This window comes from Commensalibacter oyaizuii (genome assembly GCF_029953265.1).
Classification (GTDB): Bacteria; Pseudomonadota; Alphaproteobacteria; order Acetobacterales; family Acetobacteraceae; genus Commensalibacter; species Commensalibacter oyaizuii.
Genome location: NZ_JASBAO010000001.1, coordinates 1,144,109 through 1,166,774, shown reverse-complemented (window position 1 = coordinate 1,166,774; position 22,666 = coordinate 1,144,109). Strand labels below are relative to the sequence as shown.

The window sequence follows — 22,666 nt, the reverse complement described above, 5'->3', positions numbered from 1 at the left end:
AAAAAGTAAAAAAAACACTTTACCATTAATATCGATTTAGGCTATAGAGTGTTCACGGCTGATCCCGAATAGCTCAGTTGGTAGAGCAAGCGACTGTTAATCGCTCGGTCGTAGGTTCGAGTCCTACTTCGGGAGCCATCACAATACCAAAGTGCCGTAGATGTCTTGAACATAAGCATTATATAAGAAATTATCTTTTTATAAATTACCCCCCAAATACTAATCGATTATTGTTAACCATAAATCTGGCTTTATTATGGTTTTTAATCCACATTATACATCCTTTAAATTTTGTTGCCAATTTGTTTGATTTTGTCGGTATGAAAGCTTCTGTTTAGTTAAGGCAGGAAATAGAGCAAGTTTTCCATAAAAGTAGTAATTTTTATATATCTTTTGTTGTGATTATTTCAACACTTTATTTTTTTATACTATTTGGGCCTTAATTCGCATTAATTTTACTATGAGATTTGCTTAAATTAATATTTATATTAAGAAGTTGTTAACATCAAAAAAGTTAAGACATTGTTAAAGAATATCAGGGATATTAAACTATATTCAATCGTTGTTTTAAATTTTTAAGCAAGTAAATGGTAATATGTGAATATGGCATTATTTTGTATTAAAAACAGTCTGTTACGTAAAAAAGAATTTTATATACTTTTTAGCATAATGTTTGGGGGATCTGCCACTTTTTTAAATTCTTTTGCTAAGGCAGAAGATGAAGGGCAAAAGGCCTCTGCTGTTAAATCAGTGGATAGTGATAGTGATGTCTCAATGAGTGGCCTGACCGATTGGCACTTAGTGCCAGCTGGTGGTGGTGGTGACTGGAAAACGGCAATTGGTCGTGTACAAAGTAATGCCAAAGATATCGCAAAAATTGAGAAAGAAGGAAATCCACTTTTACCGCAACCTGAGCATCTTTTCGGAGATTGGGGGGGAATTCAACCTTGGTTATATCAGCGTGGGATCAATTTCAATCTTGATAACCAAAATGAGTTTGCTGGGAATATTACAGGGGGTAAAAAAAAAGGGGCAACCAACGCCGGTGCTGTTGACGCTAACCTTGACGTTGATTGGGCGACTTTGGTTGGACGTAATTGGTTAACCGATGGTTTGGTTTCCCATATGACAGTTTTAGGACGTTATGGTTCCCCTGTCAGTAAATTAGTTGGAGAGAATATAACCTCGGTTCAAGAAATTTACGGTGCTGGGGGAAATGTTGTTGCAAAGCTTGTAAACCTTTACAACGATAAATACTTTATGGATGGTAAAATTGTTACCTCTTTTGGTCGTACAAACGTTGGTGGATTTTATGCGACCAGCCCTATTCACTGTTATTTCATGAATAACGGGCTTTGCGGAAACCCAAAACCATTAACTGGACAGGCAGGAGGGTTTAACGCTTGGCCAGATTCAACATGGGGAATTACCACTTTATTTAGACCTTTACCTGAATTTTATATTCGTATTGGTATGTTTCAAGTCAATCGTTATACTTATGGTAATGAGGGTGGTAAACGCGCAGGTTGGGCCGCAATTGTTAGAACTGCAGGTAATGCGGGGGGAGAATTCCCTATTGAAATGGGGTATGAACCACGTTGGGGTAAAAATGAATTAGTTGGGCATTATAAGATTGGCTTTGCTTATGATACCTCTCCTTATCCAGTATGGGGTAGCGGATTGAATGGTCAACATATTACTGCGATGAATGGTGCAGATCAACGATGGAAACGGGGCAGGGATGTTGAATGGTTGTTACTTGATCAAATGATACATCGTAATGGCCCTGGTGATTTGAATGGTGTTATTGGATATGTTGGTTTTGTACACAGTAATCCTTTGACATTTCAACGCCAAAACCAAGTCATTGTCGGTATGATTGATACAGGGTTTTGGAAAGCAAGACCAATGGATGCATTCGGTATTTTATTTATCCATCAAATTATGAGTGGTAAAATGCGTGATGCGCAACGTTATAATTTGGCTCATGGTTTTCCTATTGGAAATATTGGGGGTGCAACAGGAATTCAAACGTCTGAAACGTCTTTTGAGTTAACTTATATTATTCATGTTTACAGAGGTATTCGTTTCCAACCTGATTTTCAGTATGAAATACATCCAAATGCGCAAAAGAACATCAAGGATGCTGCATTTCTTGGATTTAAAAGCCGTGTAGATTTTTAGACAATCGTTTATCAAATGACTAATAATTGATCCTAATAGATACCTAATTATTGAGTATCTATTAGGATTTTTTTATATTTAAATAACATATATTTATAATAGCTATTTTAGTAAAGAGATTGTGATCGTTAATATTATTGACTATTTTTTAGTTATTTGCGTTAACATATAACAACGTATTTAAGTATTATTTTTTATAGGCAATATATTATGAAATTATCACAATTTTTTTTAACTACCTCTATTCTCGCAACTCTACCTTGCACAGTATTGGCTATGGAACCTGTATGGAAGGATGTTAAATCTCCCCCAGGGGTTCGTGCCAAAGCACTTGTTAATGCCATGACGCAAGATGAAAAATTGCAATTAGTCATGAGTCGCTATGCACTGGGAAATGGTCCTAAACATCACAAGATTCCTGAGGGGGCACTAGGTTCTGCTGGATATGTCCCTGGTATTCCAAGATTGGGTATCCCAGCACAGCAAATTACTGACGCAGGCTTGGGTGTTACAAATCCCAATCAGGTCAGACCAAACGATGGTGCAACAGGGATGCCCAGTGGGCAAATCTTATCAGGAACATTTGATCCTGATTTGGCCTATGAAGCAGGCAAGGTTATGGGGAAAGAGGCATTTCATCGTGGATTTAATGTATTATTAGGAGGAGGAACCGTTTTGGTTCGTGACCCTCGTAATGGCCGTAATTTTGAGTATTTGGGTGAAGACCCTTTGTTAGCTGGAAATATCGCTGCTGCGCAAATTCAAGGGGTACAAAGTCAACACGTTCTTTCAACAGTCAAGCATTTTGCTTTTAATGCTGTTGAAACGAATAGAATGAAAGTCGATATGAAAATTGGAGAGCGAGCAGGCAGGGAATCCGATTTATTGGCTTTCGAAATTGCTGTAAAACAGGGCGAGCCTGGTGCAATTATGTGCGCTTATAACAAGGTTAATGGTATTTATAGTTGTGAAAATAGTTATCTACTACAACTACCTAAAAAGGCTTGGGGATATCGCGGTTATATTTTGACAGATTGGGGGGCTACCCACAGTACTGTTGCAGCAGCAAATGCAGGATTAGATCAAGAATCTGCTGCTGAATTTGACGCAAAAGAGTATTTTGGTAAACCATTAAAAATTGCTATAAAGAAGGGAGAGGTTCCACAGGGACGGTTGGATAACATGGCCTATCGAATTCTGTATAGTATGATCCATAGTGGCCTTTACGATCATCCAGCAACCAAATCTTTTGAGCCAGAGGATGTTGCCGCTCACGAGGCTGTTGCGCAACAAGTTGCAGAAAACGGAATGGTTTTATTGAAAAACCATCACAATATACTGCCTTTATCACCCAATATTCAAAGTATCGCAATTATTGGTGGTAATGCGGACAAAGGCGTTTTATCTGGGGGTGGATCATCTCAAGTTACTGCAAGAGGTGGAAATATTATTTCAAAAACTGGGCCTAAAACATGGCCTGGTCCCATATCTTACTTTCCTTCTTCTCCGATGAAGGCAATTGAAGCTTTGGCCCCAAAAGCGAGAGTGAATTTTGCATCGGGCGAGAATATTCAAGCCGCTGTTGATTTAGCAAAGCAATCAGATGTGGCCATTGTCTTTGCAACGAAATGGAGTGCAGAAGCCTTTGATTCTGCAGATTTACAGCTTTCTGACGCCCAAAATAAATCGATTGAGGCCGTCGCAAAAACGGGTAAACCTGTTGTTGTTGTGCTTGAGACAGGCAATCCAGTGGAAATGCCTTGGTTACATGATGTCGATGCTGTATTGGCCGCATGGTACCCAGGTACAGCAGGTGGCCCAGCGATTGCTAATATATTATTTGGTAGGGTTAACCCGTCTGGTCGTTTGACCACAACGTGGCCAAAGGCATTAAGTCAGGTTCCATATCCTTATATTGAAGGTGCTGGAAAAATCATTAACGCAGATCCAGGAAAACGTCCGCAGTATTCTTCTGATAATCAAGTTGTTTCATCGATAGATTTAAACGAGGATGGGGCGAATGTTGGATATCGGTGGTATGAGCAAAAAAGACTAACCCCTCTTTTCCCCTTTGGTTATGGATTATCTTACACAACTTTTAAATATAAGAAATTAAACATTGTTAAGAATTTTACTTCTGACAAACATACGATGATTGCAAATGTAACGGTTAAAAACACTGGTAATCGAGATGGTGCTGACGTTATCCAGGTTTACGGTAAAATGCCTGATGGTTCCCCAAGTCGTTTACTTGGCTTTAGAAAAGTTGATTTGAAAGCAGGTGAAACTAAAACTTTTGACGTTCCATTATTTCCTGCTAGCCTTTCACATTACGAGCCTGCAAAGCATGATTGGGAAATTGTTCCAGGTAACTATGAGATCTTCGTAAGACCTGACGCTTTATCCCATGAAGGGTTAAAAACAACCATGCATTTAGATAAAATTGATCTTCCTGACTAATTATCAGTATCCATTTCATAAATTGAAAAAGATTATGACGTCAAAAGTCATAATCTTTTTTTTAGGATCCATTGATACCGCTGTGATTGGCTTTGAAATAATTTTCATGCATCAGTAAGGTAGGAATAATTTTAGGTAGGATCATACTTTTATCGTTGAGTTGAATATCTGTTGAATTTGTTTACAGAGCTATTTAGCCAGATATTCTAATTTTAATAAAACTTATATAAGTTGTAGATTATATAGTTCGTTATTTTAGAACAAAAAAAACGCCATATTTTCATATGGCGTTTTACGAATTGATATCAAATTACATTGCAGATTTAAAGATAGCTTCCACTTCTGCTTGATTACCAGAACGCGGATTGGTTACTGCACATGCATCTTTTAATGCGTTTGTAGCCAGTGTTGGGATATCCTCAGCTTTTACCTTAAGTTCAGTTAAGTTTGCTGGAATATTAACATCTTTTGATAATGAGCGAATAGCAGCGATACATGCTTTGGCACCAGCTTCGTCATTCATGTTATCAACATCAACACCCATGGCTTTGGCAATATCTTTTAGACGACCAGCACATTTAGGTAGATTGTATTCTTGAACATGAGGTAACAAGACAGCATTACAAACCCCATGAGGAAGTCCATAGAAACCACCCAATTGATGTGCCATCGCATGAACATAGCCAAGAGAAGCATTGTTAAATGCCATGCCAGCCAATAATTGAGCATAGGCCATATTTTCTCTAGCAACCATATTTTTACCATCTTTTACAGCGGTGCGTAGGTTTTCAGCAATCAAGGTTGCCGCTTTTAACGCACATGCATCTGTAATCGGAGAAGCTGCAGTTGAGACATAAGCCTCTACAGCATGGGTTAAAGCATCCATACCCGTTGCAGCAGTCAATCCAGGAGGCATCCCAGCCATTAATGAAGGATCATTAACAGAAAGAATTGGTGTCACCATAGATGTAACGATTGCCATTTTGATATGACGTACTTCGTCGGTAATAATACAGAAGCGGGTTATTTCGCTGGCTGTACCTGCTGTTGTATTGATAGAGACTAAAGGTAATTGAGGTTTGGTTGGTTTATCCAATCCCTCGTAATCTTTAATTTCACCGCCATTTGTTGCAAGGAGAGCAATTCCTTTTGCACAGTCATGAGGAGAGCCACCACCAAGAGAAATAACAAAATCACATTGGTTTTGTTTAAGAATTTTCAATCCTTCATTTACGTTAGTTACCGTCGGGTTTGGATTAGTGCCGTCGTAAACTGAAGTTTTAATACCAGCTTTTGCTAATAAATCAGAGACTTGTTGAGCAGCACCAGATTTATTCATAAATGAATCAGTAACGATTAATCCATGTTTAAAACCATGTCCTTTAATATAAGGGACAGCATCACTTAATGCATTTGTTCCGATAACGTTAACGGGAGGAATGAAAAATGTTGTACTCATTATGAGTGGTATCCTTTTTATTATACAATTTTAAAATACTTTTTAGTATATGCGTGTAAGTATATAATAAAACCGCCTTACTTTGGGTAATTTTTACGTTATTTAAGAAAATTTAATAATTGAGTTTTTTCGTACAAGTTGTAAGATTAAGTTTTGCTTTCACTATAAAAAGCATGGTGCTAATAAAGAAAGGTTTTATACTTAAGATGTTATAAAACCTTTCCTTGACAGTATATTTATTTAAGTTTCAAGCCTTTTGCGATGCCTTGACCATAATCAGGATGTATCTTGGTAAAATGCTCAATCATGCGTTTGACAACGTCTGTTTTTACATCTTGCATGGAACCTACAATATTATCGATTAAGAGCTGCTTTTGCTCAGGGGTCATCAAGTTAAATAGAGCTGCGGGCTGACTGTAATAATCACCGTCTTCGCGATGATCATATATACCTGCCGGACCTGAAAGATCTGCTGGGAAATAAGGTTCTCTTAGATTGGTTTGCTTCGGGGTAGTTTCATCACTATTAGGTTCGTAATTAAGTGACCCACCTCCATTACTGTCAAAGCGCATAGCCCCATCACGTTGATAATTAGCATATGGGCATTTAGGTGCGTTAATTGGCAGCAATTGGTAGTTGGTACCAACTCGATAGCGTTGCGCATCGGCATAGGCAAAAACACGGCCCTGTAACATTTTATCTGGTGATAAACCTGTGCCCGGGATAACATTGCTGGGGGCAAAAGCTGCCTGTTCTACTTCTGCAAAGTAATTTTCAGGATTACGATTTAGCTCGAAATAACCTACTTCGTGCAAAGGAAATTCTTTTTGTGACCAAACTTTTGTGACATCAAACGGATTTTCTTTGTATTGTTTTGCCTGTTCTTCAGTCATAATTTGAATATAGACCCCCCATTTTGGGAAATCGCCTTTTTCAATAGCATCAAATAAATCCTGAGTGGCGTAATCGGGATTTGTTCCTGCCAATTCATCAGCTTTTTGGGGGTCAAGATTTTTAATACCTTGTTGTGTTCTGTAATGCCATTTTACCCATGTTCTGACCCCGTCCTTATTAATTAAGCTATAGGTATGACTGCCGTAACCATGCATAAAACGAAAACCATCAGGAATGCCACGGTCTGAAAATAAAATTGTGACTTGATGTAATGCTTCTGGTGAGTGAGACCAAAAATCCCACATCATATTTGGATCTTTAAGATTGCTTTTGGGATCTCTTTTTTGTGTGCGTATAAAGTCAGGAAATTTAATAGAATCTCTGATAAAGAAAACGGGTGTGTTATTGCCAACGATATCCCAGTTGCCTTCTTCAGTATAAAATTTTAATGAAAATCCTCGGGGATCACGCACAGTATCAGCAGAACCCCTTTCTCCACCTACAGTTGAAAATCGTGCGAAGATAGGTGTTTCTTTACCAACCTGGCTAAACAATTTGGCACAACTATATTTTGTAATATCTTTTGTAACAACAAATTTCCCATGGGCTGCTGCACCCTTAGCATGAACACGGCGTTCAGGGATATTTTCACGGTTAAAATGCGCCAATTTTTCAATTAAATGGAAATCGTCAATTAAAACAGGGCCTCTGGGACCAGCCGTACGAGCATTTTGATTATCTGCAACTGGTGCACCGTTTGCTCCGGTTAAGATTTTTTTACTCATGTCATAATTTCCTTAATTTATTTATAGGGTTAGGTATATTTTGTTTAGTCTGTTCTAATACAATAACGTGTTGTTTCATTTAATCAAGTTGAAAGATTTCATATAAACTATTGAAAAAAACGATCGCATATTTAATTTTTGATTAAATTTATCGTTATTTGTAGAAAAATTATCAGTACAATAAAAATAAATACCTTGGGTTGTATACACGAGCATAATATTTACGATACTATTCACTAAATAATAAAAAGATGAATAGAGTTTAGATTTATTTACAAGTTTGTGATCATCAATTGTAAATTGCAATTTTTGGCGATATGACTAAGCATTATACAAGACGTTTATAGCTTAACCCCCAACGTAATCAGGCGCTTTTTAATGAAAATTTATTATGTTATCAGCAGTTTAGAAGGAGGAGGGGCAGAATTTGTAGTTCCCGATTTAGCAGAATTTTTTACCAGTCTGGGTCATTCGTTCAAGGTATTGGCTTGTTTACCTAGGGATATGGAAACGGCGGCTTTACTGGAAAAAAGAAATGTGCCTTATCAATTATTGTCACTAAATGGGGATCATCGCTTAAAATCAACGTATAATTTACTAAAAACTGTGAGAAACGATCCCCCTGATATATTATGGACCTCTTTATCGCGTGGTGCATTGGATGGACAGATTGTGGGAAAATTGTGTAAAATTCCTGTAATAAGCTGGAAACACAGCGCTAATCTTGCAGCTTACACAGGTCCTATGGTACGTCTTTTACAACGGTTAAGCCAATTATGGATTGCGGATTCCGATGGGGTTGCTGATTTTTTACAAAATAACATGAAGGTTTCGGTCAATCGTATTATGACATGGCCTTTATTCAAGATTCCGACCCATTTGCCCGATCCCAAGCCATGGAACGGGCAAGGAATATTTCATATTGGTAGTATGGGAAGACTGCATCCTGTTAAAAATTTTGATATGATGATCAGAAGTATTCATTATATTAATCAAAAATATCCAGAAATCGGCAAGCGTATTCAACTCTCTATCGCAGGAGCAGGGGAAGAGGAAGCTAAACTAAGATCACTAATTGAGGAACTAAATTTACCCAACGTTGCATTGGTTGGGTTCTATACCAACGTCATGGATTATTTAAAGAACTTGCAACTATATATACAAGTTTCAACTTACGAAGGAATGTGTATAGCCTTACACGAAGCTCTGGCAGCAGGACTGCCTGTTATTTCAACAGACGTTGGCGAAATGCGGTTTTGCGTTAGAAATAATCCCATTGGTACATTACTGAACCAACATTCCTCTGAGGCTTTGGGTGAAGCTATTATTGAATATTTCAATAATTCAGAAAAAACCCAACAATTTGGGAGTAATGCCAGGACCTATATTCAGTCTCGATACAGTCAAAAAGCATTTCAAAATGCGGGACAGGCGATTTTACATCGTATTGAAAGTGAAATACTACCCCGATTCGTTTGATTGGATTTTGGCTTTACTTTTCTTCGATTGGGGGGTATCCGATCAGTTCCCGCCATTCATTTTCATTTAAACAGTTGATATTAAGCTCTTTTGCTTTACGGGCTTTACTACCACCATCAGCCCCTTCGATAACATAGTCTGTTTTAGCAGAGACAGAGCTTGTAACTTTTCCACCTAATCGTTCCGCTATATCTTTGGCCTCAGAACGCGTCATAGAGGTCAAAGTCCCCGTAAAAACAAGGGTTTTACCAACCAATCGTCCTTCTTGTGATGTTTCAACAGTTTCAATTGTTAATTCTGCAGCTAAGTCATCAAGTGTTTCTATATTGTGATCCTCGCTGAAAAAAGCGATTATTTCATTAGCAATGGCAGGGCCAATACCTTCAATGGATCCCAGGGTTAAACGTTCATCTGAACCGATTTGCTGGGCTGCAATCATTTGTTCCCTCCAATAGGGATAGGATCCATAATGTTTAGCCAGTAGTTTGGCGGTGGCTATCCCAATACGACGAATCCCCAATGCATAGATGAAGCGGTCTAATGAGATGGTTTTCTTTGCGTTGATTGCATTTATCAAATTTTGAAAAGAAAGCTCTGCCCACCCTTCGGTATGCAGAATCGTTTGTTGATGATTTTTAAGGTGAAAAATATCAGAAGGTTGATGAATGAGGCCTGCTTTAAAAAATTCAGAGACGGTTTTGTTCCCCATTCCTTCGATATCAAAGGCATCTTTAGAACAAAAGTGAATTAGGCGTTCTTCGATTTGGGCATTACACGTTAATCCTCCCGTGCAACGTCTTACAACCTCGTTTTCAGGTTTATCAGCAATCGCCCCGCAAACAGGACAATGGGTTGGAAAAACAAAGGGTTTTGATCGTAATTCTTTTAAACAAGATGGATCAACAGACACAATTTGGGGAATAACATCCCCAGCACGTTGTAAGACGACCAAATCATTTTCTCTTACGTCTTTTCTAATAATTTCGTCTTCGTTATGTAGTGTCGCTCGGGTTACAATAACACCACCAACATTAATAGGTTCAAGAATAGCAACGGGTGTTAGGGCCCCCGTACGCCCGACTTGGATTTCTATATGTTTTAGACGTGTGACTGCTTTCTCGGCGGGGAATTTCCACGCTGTTGCCCAACGCGGTGAGCGACCGATAAAACCTAACCGCTCTTGCAAGGGAATGGCATTCACTTTATAAACGATCCCATCAATATCATATGACAGCTCAGAACGTTGAAGGACCATCTCTTGTTGAAATGTTTCTGCCTCTTTGGCGTTTTTAACGACCTTGTATAACGGATTGACTTTAAATCCCCATATTTTTAATTGTTCTAAAAATTGTGCATGGGTAGAGGCAATCGAGTTGCTGCTGTAACCTTGGGCGTATACAAATAAAGACAAAGGTCTAGCCCGTGTGATTTCGGGGTCTAGTTGACGTAATGATCCAGCGGCGGCATTTCTTGGGTTGGCAAAAAGACGTTTGTTATTTTTTTCTTGTTCAGCGTTTAATGTCAGAAAATCTTCTTTCGAGATATAGACTTCGCCTCGAATTTCAATTTTTTCGGGAACATTTCCTACAAGTTGTAATGGCAAAGCAGCGATTGTTTTTACATTTTCAGTAACGTCTTCGCCTGTTGTGCCATCACCTCTAGTACTTGCTTGGGTTAATATACCTTGTTCATAGGTCAGATTAATTGATAAGCCATCAATTTTTGGTTCGGCCACAAAAGAAAGTTGTTCCATATCAGAAGGTTTAAGATCAAGATAGCGTTGAATACGGTCAATAAATTCCTGAAATTCCACCCCATTGAAAACGTTATCTAGGGAAAGCATAGGAACCAGATGTTTTCTTTTTTTCAATGCTGTATTGGGTTGGCTGCCTACGGTCTGTGTAGGGCTGCCTGCCAAAATGAATCCTGGAAAACGTTCTTCAATTTCTTTTAATCGACGGCGTAAATGGTCATAGGTAGCATCGTCAATAACTGGATTATCTTGATTATGATACGCATCATCACATTGACGAAGATAGTGGGATAATGCGGTTAATTCTTTTTTTGCTTGGGGAGGGGTCAGGTTAGAAGGGGTAATTGAATGAAAAGGCGATTGAAAATGATCCATTGAATTTCATCTATGCAATAAACTATCTGCTGCGGCCCTGGCCGCATCGGTTACATGATTACCAGCAAGCATGCGGGCTATTTCTTCGCGGCGTTCTTGTGATGTTAATTCCTTAGTATGGGTAAGCGTAACCCCATTATCAATGGTTTTAATAATTTTTAACTGCGTATCCCCGCTTGCAGCAACTTGCGGGCTATGGGTAACAACAAAAACCTGAATATTTTGGGCAACACGATGCAACCGTTCCCCAATGGCGGTTGCTGTTGCCCCCCCTACACCAGAATCGATTTCATCAAATACGAGAGCCGATAAAGTTGATTGATTACTGATTACAACCTTTAATGCCAATAACAAGCGAGATAACTCACCCCCTGATGCTGCTTTGTTTAAAGGTGCGGGGGGAACACCAGGGTTGGCGGCAATTAGAAACTGGACTTGATCCTTACCATTTTGATTCCAAGCTTCATTTGATAAAGGCGTTATCGATACGAAGAATTGAGCACGATCCAGCTTTAAAGGTATTAATTCCTTCGTAATTGCTGTTTGAAGTTTATGTGCAACTTTTTGACGATTCAAAGATAGTTTTTCAGCGGCTTCTTCAAACTCTTGCCTACAGGTCGCTACTTGTTGTTCAAGTTCTTGGATTTGATGATTACCTAAATCAAGATTAAGTAAACGTGTTTCGAATTCTTGTAATAAGGTCGCTAATTCATCTACGGCTACGTTATATTTACGGCTAGCAGCACGTAAGCTGAATAGTCTTTCCTCGATTTCATCCAAGGATTGGGGGTCTAGTTGAATATCATTAACCAGATGGGTCAAAATACTTTCTGCTTCGGCTAAAGCTTCTTCGGAACGGATGATTGCTTCTAACGCTTCTTGAATTGATTGATCTGCTGGGTTTGATGAAGACGTTTCTTCTAAGGAAGAAGGTAATAATTTTTGTAAAGCTTTGCTTGCATTTAATAATGTTTGTGCTGGTTGAAAGGCTCTGCGGTCTTGGGGGGATAGTTGCGCCAATGCTGATGTTAAAGCTTCCAATCGACGTTCATCTTGTTGTAATTCTTTACGTTGACGTACTAGTTCTAGCTCCTCTTCGCCTTTAGGTGCCAAGTTTTTCAACTCTTCAACAGCGTTTCTTAGCCATTCTTCTTCATGGGCGGTTGCTTCAAGAGTTGCTTTTAACGCTGCAAGTTCTGCTGTTTTTTTTATCCATTGATGATAGGTTTTTTGTGTTTCTTGTAACAATAGGCTAGAGACACCAAAATTATCTAAGATTTTAATATGTCCTCTTTGGTCCATCAATCCAACTTGTTCATGTTGTCCTTGCATTTCGACCAAGGATTGGGCGACCTCTTTTAGGAAATTGAGACTTACGGGTTGATCGTTAATATATGCGCGCGAGCGTCCATCAGCAGAGATAATTCGTCTGATCACCAACGTTGTTTCTGAGGGATCAAAAATTTCTAACCCTTGTTCATTTAGTTGATGGTAAATGGGGTGATTTTCTGGAATTTCAAAGCAGGCTGTAACGCTTGCTTGATTGGCACCGCTGCGAATAAGGGCGGTGCTGGCACGCTCGCCCAAAGCCAATCCTAAACTATCCAATAAGATTGACTTACCTGCACCAGTTTCGCCTGTGAAAACGGTTAATCCACGATTAAAAAATAAATCGAGCTTTTCTATTAAGACAACATTACGTATTGAGAGTTGTGTTAACATTTAAACAATCTGATGCAGAATATAAACATATTATCCTCTAGAAAAGAGAGGTAAAAGATCCCCACATGCGTTTAAAGAAACCAGGTTTTTTGCTTGTTGGTTTTTCAGTTTGTGCAGAAACCAAATTATATTTCTTCAAATCGTTATAGCTGTATCGATACCATTGACTGTTGGGATAGTTATAACCTAAAACTGCAGCAGCTTTACGAGCCTGATCAGTCAGTCCAAGTTTAAGATAAATTTCTACCAATCTGTGCAAGGCCTCAGCCACATGGTTGGTGGTTTGATAATCCAAAACAACACGTTGAAAGCGCGTGATGGCAGCTTCGTAATTTTTTTGCTCTTCGTAAAAACGACCTACTAGCATCTCTTTACCTGCTAAATGGTCACGACATAAGTCGATTTTTAATTGAGCGTCACGAGCATAAGAGGTTCCAGGAAAACGATTAACAACATCACTTAGGGCGGTTAACGCTTCGATGGTACTTTGTTGATCACGAGAGACATCAGAAATACGCTCATAATAGCATAAAGCACGTAAGTAAAACGCATAAGGTGCGTCTGGGCTATTAGGATGTAATTGTAAGAAGGTTTCTAACTGTTTTGCCGCTTCTGGATATTTATTTTGAAGGTAATAAGCGTAACCCTCCATTAATTGTGAATTTGCAGTATATCCAGAATATGGAAAATTTTCTTGCAAGGTTTCAAACTGTTTGGTTGCCAGTTTATAGTGCTTTGTCTTAATCGCATCTATACCATTATTATAGAGCTGTTCTGGTGTGCTTTGTTTATAGCTAAGCTCGGAATTATCATCCAGCTTAGATTTGCTACCGCTTTTATCACTTCCGCTACATGCGACCAAGCTTGCTGCAATTAAAACAGAAAAAAAGCCGCGTGATATATGTTGTAACCTATACGAATGTAATTTTTGATTCACTGTAACCACAGTTTTGACAACTTTCTGCTCGTTAAAAATGGCCCAATACTTTAGTAAAGAAATATTTTTATAACATGTAGTCAAAGAAGTTGAAGTCTTTAATTACACAAATTTACATTTTAATTAAAAGGTGAGGTTTTTAAGCCTCTTGTTTTTGTAAATTTGGTATCATAGTTATGCTGTCAAAAGATTTTGTTTTACGGCTAATATAACGCCAACATTCTGTTTTAGCCATTAGTTTACGTAATAACATATTATTTAAAGTATGGCCTGATTTATGACCAATGAAATGACCTTGTATACGGCTGTTTACCAAGGATAAATCACCAATCGCATCTAGCATCTTGTGGCGAACAAATTCATCCCTGCGTCGCAGTCCGCTTGGATTTAAAATACTGTTATTTTCAACAACAATTGCATTGTCCAAACTTCCCCCTTTTGCCAGTCCCATTTTATGCAAGGAATCAATTTCGTCTTTAAATGCAAATGTACGACAGTTTGCTAGCTCTTTTTTGAAATTTTGAGGGGTTAATTGCATGCTAAATTGTTGCTGGCCAATGATAGATGCAGGAAAATCGATAGATAGGCTTAATGACAATCCTTTATATACAGAAGGTCTTAATTCAGCAAAGGCATCTTTATATTCAACCCGAACAGGTTCAAGTATTTTGATTGTTGAAGCAATGCTGAGCAGTGTTTGACGACCTGCAGTTTGGAGTAACTGGTCAAATTTGGCAGCAGATCCATCTAATACTGGTAATTCAGGCCCATCACATTCAATGATAATATTGTCGATTTGGTTACCAGCCAAAGCAGACATTAAATGCTCAATGGTGGCAATTTTTATTTGGGGATTGTTAGGACACGCAATAACAGTGCTAAGGGTTGTATCGATAACGTGATCGTAACGTGCTAAAATAGGGGCGTTATTCAGATCCGTTCTACGAAATAGAATTCCTGTCCCCGCAGGGGCGGGTAGTAGTTTTAGATGAATATATTGCCCAGAATGCAGCCCTATGCCACAACAACTAATAGGAGTAGAAATCGTATATCCAGGAGATACATGGGTGTGCTGAAATGGATGTGGATATATTGCTGAGTGGTGAGAGGTACTGGTGGATTTTGATAATGATTTAACCCGTATTCCATCCATAATCTCTTCTCCTATTGATAGGTGTATAATATCTAAAATATATCAGCAGTATATATATTGGTTTTTAGGACGTAATTCATGAGAATACCAGTCAAAGTTTATTGCATAGTGTTACGGTTGTTATTTCGTAACGTTAATAAAAAAGCCTCTAATGAAAACCATTAGAGGCTTTTTTATTAATTATTTTAGGTAAATCATGAAGATTTTCTTCTTAGAAAAGCTGGGATATCCAATCCTTCTTCATCTGATTTAGCCTGATCACTATTATTGTGGTTTGGTTGAGTGGAATCTCCGTTCGTTATGGAGGGTTCACTTTTGGCATATTCATTTTGTGTGGGGACTGTTGCTTTATTTCCACGAAGTGCCCCTGTTACAATACCAAATAAACTTCTTGATGGCGGAGGAGGAGTGTCATCTTGGCGATGGTGGGGATCTGAAAACAGACCAGATCGCGGTGAAGTTTTAGATACACGCTCAGGAATTGCATCTGGAGAAGGGGCACGAGGCTCATCATTTGTAGAAGAGGGTGCCGTTTCGGATACAGATGTTGCTACAGTTGACGCCGCAGTCTGAGTCGTTGCTGGTCGAGGATCTTGATAACTTATTGGATCTGGCAGCCTATGAGTCGTTGTTTCGACTGGCGCGCTGGCTTTTTTTTCAATCTCAGGAGATGGGGCTGTTTCGTGTGTTGGCTTATGATCCTCTTTTTCAGCAGGTTGTGCTGCTGTTGGTTGTTTTTCATATTGTACGGGGCTATCAATGCCAGTTGCGACAACAGAAACACGAATCTTACCTGTTAGATTCTCATCAATAGCAGAACCGAAGATAATGTTTGCATCTTCTGCAACCTCTTCTCTGATACGATTCGCTGCTTGATCGACTTCGAATAATGTCAGATCTTCGCCACCTGTAATATTAATCAACAAACCACGAGCCCCAGACATTGATGTGTCTTCTAATAAAGGATTCGATATTGCTGACTCTGCTGCACGAATGGCTCTGTTTTCGCCTTCTACTTCACCAGTACCCATCATGGCTTTACCCATTTCAGCCATAACTGTACGAATATCTGCAAAGTCTAAATTGACCAAGCCAGGGGACATCATCAGGTCAGTAACCCCTTTAACACCCATATATAATACTTCATCAGCCATCTTGAAAGCATCTTTCCAAGTGGTGTTTTCAGTGGCTGTTCGGAATAAATTTTGATTGGGAATAACAATTAAAGTATCAACGAATTGTTGTAATTCAGCAATACCAGTTTCGGCAAGGCGTGCTCTTCTAGCGCCTTCAAAGGTGAAAGGTTTTGTTACGACACCCACAGTTAATATTCCACGTTCGCGTGCCATACGCGCAATTACAGGGGCAGCACCAGTGCCAGTACCTCCGCCCATTCCTGCGGTGATAAAGACCATGTGAACGTTTTCCATGTGGCGTGCGATCTCGTCTGCTGCTTCTTCTGCTGCGGCACGACCAATATCTGGTTTAGCACCCGCACCCAGACCTTGTGTTAGGTGTGGTCCTAATTGAATACGATTGTCAGAGCGGCTTTTCATAAGCTGCTGTGCATCTGTATTGGCAACAACAAATTCTACACCTTTGAGTTGCAACAGAATCATGTTATCGACAGCATTTGTACCGCCACCACCAACACCAATTACTGTGATACGAGGGGTAAAATCAGCATAAGTCGGTTGTGGAATTGTTAAATTGAGTGTCATAGTATCCTCGAACCAGTATAGCTTCAGTATCTTAAAAATTAGATTACAATAGAAAAGCTGTTAAATTCAAAGAAAATATTTATATATGTATACGAATAAACTCAATAAGCTTTTTTAAAAACCCTTCGGATTTTTTATCTGAAAAATCTAAATCAGCTAAGGTCCGCCCATCTCCTGCTGCCCAAAATAATAGACCTGCCGCAGTAGAGAATGCTGCAGATGTTGTATTGTCATCAGGTAAACCTATGATATTATTAGGTTTTCCAAGGCGTATTTGACGATTTAAGATACGGGCGGCGAGGGGCCCCAAACCATCCAACAGAGATGCACCACCTGTTAAAATTACCCTGCCATTGGCTGCGTTACCTACGTTTGCATTATCCAGACGGTCACGAACTAGTTCCAAAGTTTCTTCAATTCTTGGACGAATTATTGAAATAACTCGTGATAGTGGTATTTTTGTCACAATTTCATAGTCGTCATCGCCTATCATTTGGATAGGAAGTTGCTGATATTCGTCATCGTATGAGTATTCAGCACTGCCCCACATCGTTTTTAACCATTCCGCTGTATCAATGGAGGTGGATAAAATTCCTGCAATATCTCTGGTAATATGGGATCCACCTATAGGAATTTGTGATGTATACAACAATTGGTTGTCACCAAAAATACCAATGGATGTTGTTCCTCCGCCCATATCGACAATGGTCGCACCTAAATCACGTTCGTCATGCGCCATTACAGCGAGGCCAGCCGCCAAAGGCGAAGAAATGATGGCCTCTATTTCCAACTCAGCTCGCATCAATACGGTTGCTAGATTTCGTAAAGCTGTTGCTGAAGTATCAATGATATGCAGGCGTGTACTTAACATTTCACACTGATGCCCTCTGGGATCTTCAACACCAGAAGTTTCATCAACATCGAAAGCCAAAGGGAGTGCATGGATAATTTCACGGCCTTCGATTTGTGCTCTTAATACGCCTTCATTTACGAGTCGATAAATATCATGATTATTAATTTCACGACCACCAATTGGCCAGTCTACATTATAGAGCTGGCTTTGCGGTTTTCCCCCAGAAAGATTAACATAAATTTTGCTTAGTCGGCGCTCTGCTGCTTCTTCTGCTTGTCCAACTGCAGATCGAATGGCGCGTTCTGCTGCTTTTAAATTAACAATTCCACCTTGTTTAACACCATGGGACCGCCGCCAACCATAACCTAAAACTTTTAGTTGACCATTAGGTTTTCCTTGGCCAATTAAGCAGGTAATTTTAGTACTTCCAATGTCCAAAACCCCGAAAACACCAGGCAACCAATCCTTTTTTGAAGGGAGATCATCGGGGGGGAAAACCTTACTTTTTTCAAGTTGCCTGGACTGGGTCAGTGCCAATGCTTTGCTATCACGGTCAGACGCATTTTTCTTTTGATTATTCTTGTTTCCAGAAATTGACTGACTCATGACTTTATCTTATCCTAAAAAAGCTGTAAGTGGCAGAATGTTGACGATAAGGCTAAGGAGAGGTTGGATTTGAATCGTCTGAATTTTGATCATCAGGATTAGATGATGGATTCATAAAATTCTTGTCTTCACGAATAATTAGTCGATCTGACAGGCGTAAATCAATATTTTTTACAGGACGATCCAAAAGTTGAATTTCTTTTTGATAACGAATTAATCTTTGTATGGCAGGGAGTTCTTGATTTTCTGGAAGTTCTATAACCGTTCCATTTTTTAAATTAAGGTTCCAACGGCGATTCCCAACCCGAACGGCAGCAACCAATCGTTTTTTGACCTCGGGCTGTGCTGATAAAATATCAATTAATTCTGCTGCTGTCGTATTGGCACCGTATCCAACAACCAAAGGCAATTTCAAAAAAGCTTGTCCATCTTTACCACTCATGCCGTGATCATTAACGATATTTCCTTTGCGATCAATAAGCATAAATTTTCCTTTATGCTGCCATACAGCAAAGGGTCTACGTTCTGTAATGTGGATAATAATCGTGTTTGGCAGCTGTCGTTTTAATAAGGCTGTTTCAACGAAGGGAAGGTCGTTTAGTCTGCGTTGTGCATCTTGAACAGAAAAATTAAAAATCGAATCCCCAATTTTAATGCCTAACGCCTTTTTTATATCGTCCTCTGGGGTTAGATCACATCCTGTAATGATGATCTTACTAATTTTCATAGGCACAATATTTGCTAATTTTTCCTGTATGACAGCATAATGTTGATCTGCTGCGATACGAAAAATTAGCCATCCACCACCTATAAATAATCCAATAATAAGGATCAAAAAGAAAAAAGGACGCAAAAGCCGTTTTGAACGACGGAATGCAATTTTACTTTTTGAAGGTCGATCATTTTGGTATTCAGGACGTTTATTTAGGCTCGACATGATGCTTTTTCCACCAGCCACGCACAAAGTTCAGGATAAGAGATATTACAAAAATTTGCCTGTTCTGGTAATAAAGAGGTCTGTGTCATGCCAGGTTGTGTGTTTACTTCAAGAATATATAATTTTCCAGGCTGCTCTTTGCTTTCATTTGTAATATCGTACCTAAAATCTGTTCTGGAAGTTGGGAAACATCCTAAAATATGATGGGCTTTTTGAGCGTAAAGCAGTGCATCTTTGAATGCTTGTGGATGAATTTGTGCGGGCAAGACATGATTAGATTCCCCAACAGTGTATTTTGCATCATAATCATAAAAAATATGTGCTGCGGAAGAAATATCAGTAACTGTTAAGGCTTTATCATCCATGACGCTGACTGTTAATTCCTTTCCAGGAATAAATTCTTCAATCAACATCTCTGGACCGAAATTCCATTTTTCACTAATGGTTTTACGTTTTTCTTGACGGGCGGCATCATCATGTTCGGTAACGATATAAACCCCAACCGATGATCCTTCTTGAACAGGTTTTACAACATAGGGGGGGGGGAGAGGATCATAATCTATCAAATCTTTTGCTGGGATAACTTTGCCTTTTGCGACGGGCAGGCCTGCTTCTGATAATAAAGTACGGGTTATCTTTTTATTCATCGCAATGGCAGAGGCACATATATTACAATGGGTATAGGGAATATTCATCCATTCCAATACACCTTGTATTGCACCATCCTCTCCAAAACGCCCATGCAGTGCGTTAAATACGACGTCAGGGCGATGATTTTCCAAGAAGCGAACGATTTCTCCTAAATCATCGTTGGCAACAAGATCAGTGACGGTGTAGCCAGCTTGACGTAAGGCATCAATGACATTACGACCACTGGCTAAGCTGACTTCACGTTCTGAAGAGATTCCACCACGGATAACGGTTACATGTTTTGCAGGCATGGTTTTATTCTTTCTTACTTGGTGATGGGGAACCAATACGTTTAATTTCCCAGATCAGTTCTATACCAAACGTATCAAAAACACGACGTTTAACGGTTTCCCCTAGATTTTCAATATCTGTGGCAGTGGCTGACCCTGTATTAATTAAAAAATTACAGTGTTTTTCACTGACCTGCGCGCCACCAAGGGTTAACCCTCTGGCTCCTACCATATCAATTAATTGCCAAGCTTTGTGGGTGGAAACGGAAGGGTCTGGATTACGAAAAGTAGATCCCCCCGTTCGCGAATGTATTGGTTGTGAATCTTCACGTTGTTTTTTAATCGCAGCCATAGTTTGACTGATTGTATTTTTATCCGCAGGAATACCTTGCAATCGGGCTTTGGTAACGATGGCATCATGGGGTAGGGAGGAATGTCGATAACTTAACCCCAGTTCGCTGACCGATAGTCGTTTAATTTTTCCATCTCGGGTTATGATTTCAACCCAGTCTATGATTGTAGCCATTTCTGAACCATGTGCGCCTGCATTCATTTTAACAGCACCACCAATAGAACCAGGAATACCGACAAGAAATTCTAAACCTGTTATACCAGCAACGGCCGCGTGTTCCGCAACTGTAGTATCTAAACAGGCCGCACCAACAATTAATCCGTTTTGATCTTGGATAACCTGATTAAATCCTTTTCTTAATTGAAAGGTGATACCAGAGATACCTCCATCACGAATTAACAGATTAGACGTTGCCCCTAAAGTTGTGATGGGCCATTCCAAAGGAAGTTGTTGCAAAATATAGGCAAGGTCTTCATCATCAGCAGGATTAATTAAAATTTCAGCGTTGCCGCCTACTCTGAACCAGCTTCTGGTATGTAAGGGAACATTAAAATTTATTTTGCCTTTAAGATTTGGCAATAAATTTGTGATTGCTTCTGCGGTAAAAAGACCTGGTTGCATAATATTATCTTTTTAACCCCTCTTTTTGTAGTTTTTGTAATTGTTCTGGTAATGCATGCGCCCATTGTGTAATTGAGCCTGCACCCAAGCAAATAACGAAATCGCCAGGTTCTGCAATGGCATTGATCATTTCCGCTAATTGATCAGGATGTGGCAAGGCCACAACCGATTGGTGGCCGTGGGCTCGTAGGCCTTCGATTAATGTGTCTCGGTTAAAATCTGGAATGGGATCTTCCCCCGCAGCATATACGTCGGCAACAATAACAGTGCTGGCATCATTCATACACGAACAAAATTCTGCAAATAAATCACGAAGACGGGTATAGCGGTGGGGTTGCACAACAGCAATAACATTATTAGATGTTGCTTGTCGTGCTGCTTTTAGAACAGCCGAAATTTCAACAGGATGATGACCATAATCATCAATAATACTGATTTTTCCAACTTCACCGACACGTGTAAAACGACGTTGTACCCCTTTAAACGCAGCAAAGGCAGAACGTATATTATCTTCGTTAATATCCATTTCCAATGCCACGGCAATAGCAGCCAATGCATTTTGAATATTGTGATGTCCCAACATGGGTAGCCGGAAAGGGCCGATACGGCGATGAACCTTCTTGTGACGATTGGTTATGACAACATCAAAAGTTGTTCCCAATTTATCAGTTATGACTTTGTCAGCACGAATATCGGCCTGGGGTGAAAATCCATAGGTAATTAATCGACGATCGGAAAGATTAGGCAACATCTTTTGTACGCCAGGGTGGTCAATACATAAAACAGCAAAGCCATAAAAGGGGATATTTGAAACGAACTGATGATATGCTTTTTCCATCGCCTCTGGTGTGCCCCAGTGATCCATATGTTCAGGATCCATATTGGTAACAATAGCAATAACGACAGGTAAGTGTAAAAAAGAGCCATCACTTTCATCTGCTTCGACAACCATCCAATCCCCAGAGCCCATACGGGTGTTGGTGCCATAAGCCTCGATAATCCCGCCATTAATTACTGTGGGATCTAGTTTTGCATATTCTAATAGCGTGGCAATTAAACTGGTTGTTGTTGTTTTTCCATGTGTTCCGCCAACCGCAATTGACCATCGCAGACGCATCAGTTCAGCCAACATTTCAGCTCGACGAACAACTGGGATAAAACGTGCGCGGGCAGCTGTAATTTCAGGATTATCTTTTTTAATAGCAGAGGAGATCACCACCACTTGAGATTGACCCAGATTATCAGCATCATGACCAATATGAACCATAATTCCCAACTTACGTAGGCGCAGAACATTGGCATTTTCTGCAACGTCGGATCCCTGAACACTATAGCCAAGATAGTGTAATGCCTCGGCAATACCGGACATGCCAATACCACCTATACCAACAAAATGAATGGTGCCAATGGAAAGGGGGAGGGATCTCATAATGTTATTCTTTCTTAATCAAAGGG

Annotated in this window: 15 protein-coding genes and 1 tRNA gene; 4 read left to right on the top strand and 12 right to left on the bottom strand. The window is 39.5% G+C overall.

Annotation, left to right across the window (positions count from 1 at the left end; genetic code table 11):
* The first annotated feature begins 62 nt into the window (after positions 1-62).
* The 3 genes from QJV27_RS05155 to QJV27_RS05145 all read left to right on the top strand — a co-directional run bounded on the left by QJV27_RS05155 (position 63) and on the right by QJV27_RS05145 (position 4,644).
* A tRNA-Asn gene (locus QJV27_RS05155) sits at positions 63-138 on the top strand.
* A 465-nt stretch (positions 139-603) separates the two neighbouring features.
* The gene (locus QJV27_RS05150) at positions 604-2,184 is read left to right on the top strand and encodes a carbohydrate porin (RefSeq protein WP_281447898.1); all 1,581 of its coding nucleotides are present in this window, start codon (positions 604-606) and stop codon (positions 2,182-2,184) included.
* Positions 2,185-2,394: 210 nt separating this feature from the next.
* Entirely contained in the window at positions 2,395-4,644 is a 2,250-nt protein-coding gene (locus tag QJV27_RS05145) for a beta-glucosidase (RefSeq protein WP_281447897.1), read from the top strand.
* Positions 4,645-4,954: 310 nt separating this feature from the next.
* On the opposite strand, the gene yiaY is transcribed toward QJV27_RS05145, so the two are convergent.
* Positions 4,955-6,103, bottom strand: coding sequence for an L-threonine dehydrogenase (yiaY, locus tag QJV27_RS05140; protein WP_408869616.1), 1,149 nt, complete (start codon positions 6,101-6,103; stop codon positions 4,955-4,957).
* A gap of 236 nt (positions 6,104-6,339) precedes the next feature.
* Entirely contained in the window at positions 6,340-7,782 is a 1,443-nt protein-coding gene (locus QJV27_RS05135) for a catalase (RefSeq protein WP_281447896.1), read from the bottom strand.
* A 378-nt stretch (positions 7,783-8,160) separates the two neighbouring features.
* Here QJV27_RS05135 and QJV27_RS05130 point away from each other — a divergent pair, with 378 nt between their 5' ends.
* Positions 8,161-9,261, top strand: coding sequence for a glycosyltransferase (locus tag QJV27_RS05130; protein WP_281447895.1), 1,101 nt, complete (start codon positions 8,161-8,163; stop codon positions 9,259-9,261).
* 13 nt (positions 9,262-9,274) lie between these two features.
* Here the strand turns inward: QJV27_RS05130 and ligA are convergent, their stop codons facing one another.
* The 10 genes from ligA to murC all read right to left on the bottom strand — a co-directional run bounded on the left by ligA (position 9,275) and on the right by murC (position 22,640).
* The gene (gene ligA, locus QJV27_RS05125; RefSeq protein ID WP_281447894.1) at positions 9,275-11,389 is read right to left on the bottom strand and encodes an NAD-dependent DNA ligase LigA; all 2,115 of its coding nucleotides are present in this window, start codon (positions 11,387-11,389) and stop codon (positions 9,275-9,277) included.
* Positions 11,390-11,395: 6 nt separating this feature from the next.
* Entirely contained in the window at positions 11,396-13,111 is a 1,716-nt protein-coding gene (gene recN, locus QJV27_RS05120) for a DNA repair protein RecN (protein WP_281447893.1), read from the bottom strand.
* A gap of 37 nt (positions 13,112-13,148) precedes the next feature.
* On the bottom strand, positions 13,149-14,048 hold the full coding sequence (locus QJV27_RS05115; RefSeq protein WP_281447892.1) for an outer membrane protein assembly factor BamD: 900 nt from the start codon (positions 14,046-14,048) through the stop codon (positions 13,149-13,151).
* 139 nt (positions 14,049-14,187) lie between these two features.
* Positions 14,188-15,201: a UDP-3-O-acyl-N-acetylglucosamine deacetylase gene (gene lpxC / locus QJV27_RS05110; RefSeq protein ID WP_281447891.1), complete on the bottom strand. Its 1,014-nt coding sequence runs from the start codon at positions 15,199-15,201 to the stop codon at positions 14,188-14,190.
* Positions 15,202-15,395: 194 nt separating this feature from the next.
* Positions 15,396-16,922 (bottom strand): cell division protein FtsZ, encoded by a 1,527-nt coding sequence (gene ftsZ, locus QJV27_RS05105; protein WP_281447890.1) that lies wholly within the window; start codon positions 16,920-16,922, stop codon positions 15,396-15,398.
* 79 nt (positions 16,923-17,001) lie between these two features.
* Positions 17,002-18,381, bottom strand: a complete 1,380-nt coding sequence (gene ftsA / locus QJV27_RS05100) for a cell division protein FtsA (protein WP_281447889.1) — start codon at positions 18,379-18,381, stop codon at positions 17,002-17,004.
* Positions 18,382-18,433: 52 nt separating this feature from the next.
* Positions 18,434-19,318, bottom strand: coding sequence for a cell division protein FtsQ/DivIB (locus tag QJV27_RS05095; protein WP_281447888.1), 885 nt, complete (start codon positions 19,316-19,318; stop codon positions 18,434-18,436).
* Positions 19,306-20,259 carry a D-alanine--D-alanine ligase gene (locus QJV27_RS05090; protein ID WP_281447887.1) on the bottom strand — a complete coding sequence of 318 codons (954 nt, stop codon included), beginning with the start codon at positions 20,257-20,259 and terminating at the stop codon, positions 19,306-19,308. The genes QJV27_RS05095 and QJV27_RS05090 overlap by 13 nt, the downstream gene beginning before the upstream one ends.
* Positions 20,260-20,263: 4 nt before the next feature.
* Positions 20,264-21,211, bottom strand: a complete 948-nt coding sequence (gene murB, locus QJV27_RS05085; RefSeq protein ID WP_281447886.1) for a UDP-N-acetylmuramate dehydrogenase — start codon at positions 21,209-21,211, stop codon at positions 20,264-20,266.
* 4 nt (positions 21,212-21,215) lie between these two features.
* Positions 21,216-22,640 (bottom strand): UDP-N-acetylmuramate--L-alanine ligase, encoded by a 1,425-nt coding sequence (gene murC, locus QJV27_RS05080; protein ID WP_281447885.1) that lies wholly within the window; start codon positions 22,638-22,640, stop codon positions 21,216-21,218.
* Positions 22,641-22,666: the final 26 nt, after the last annotated feature.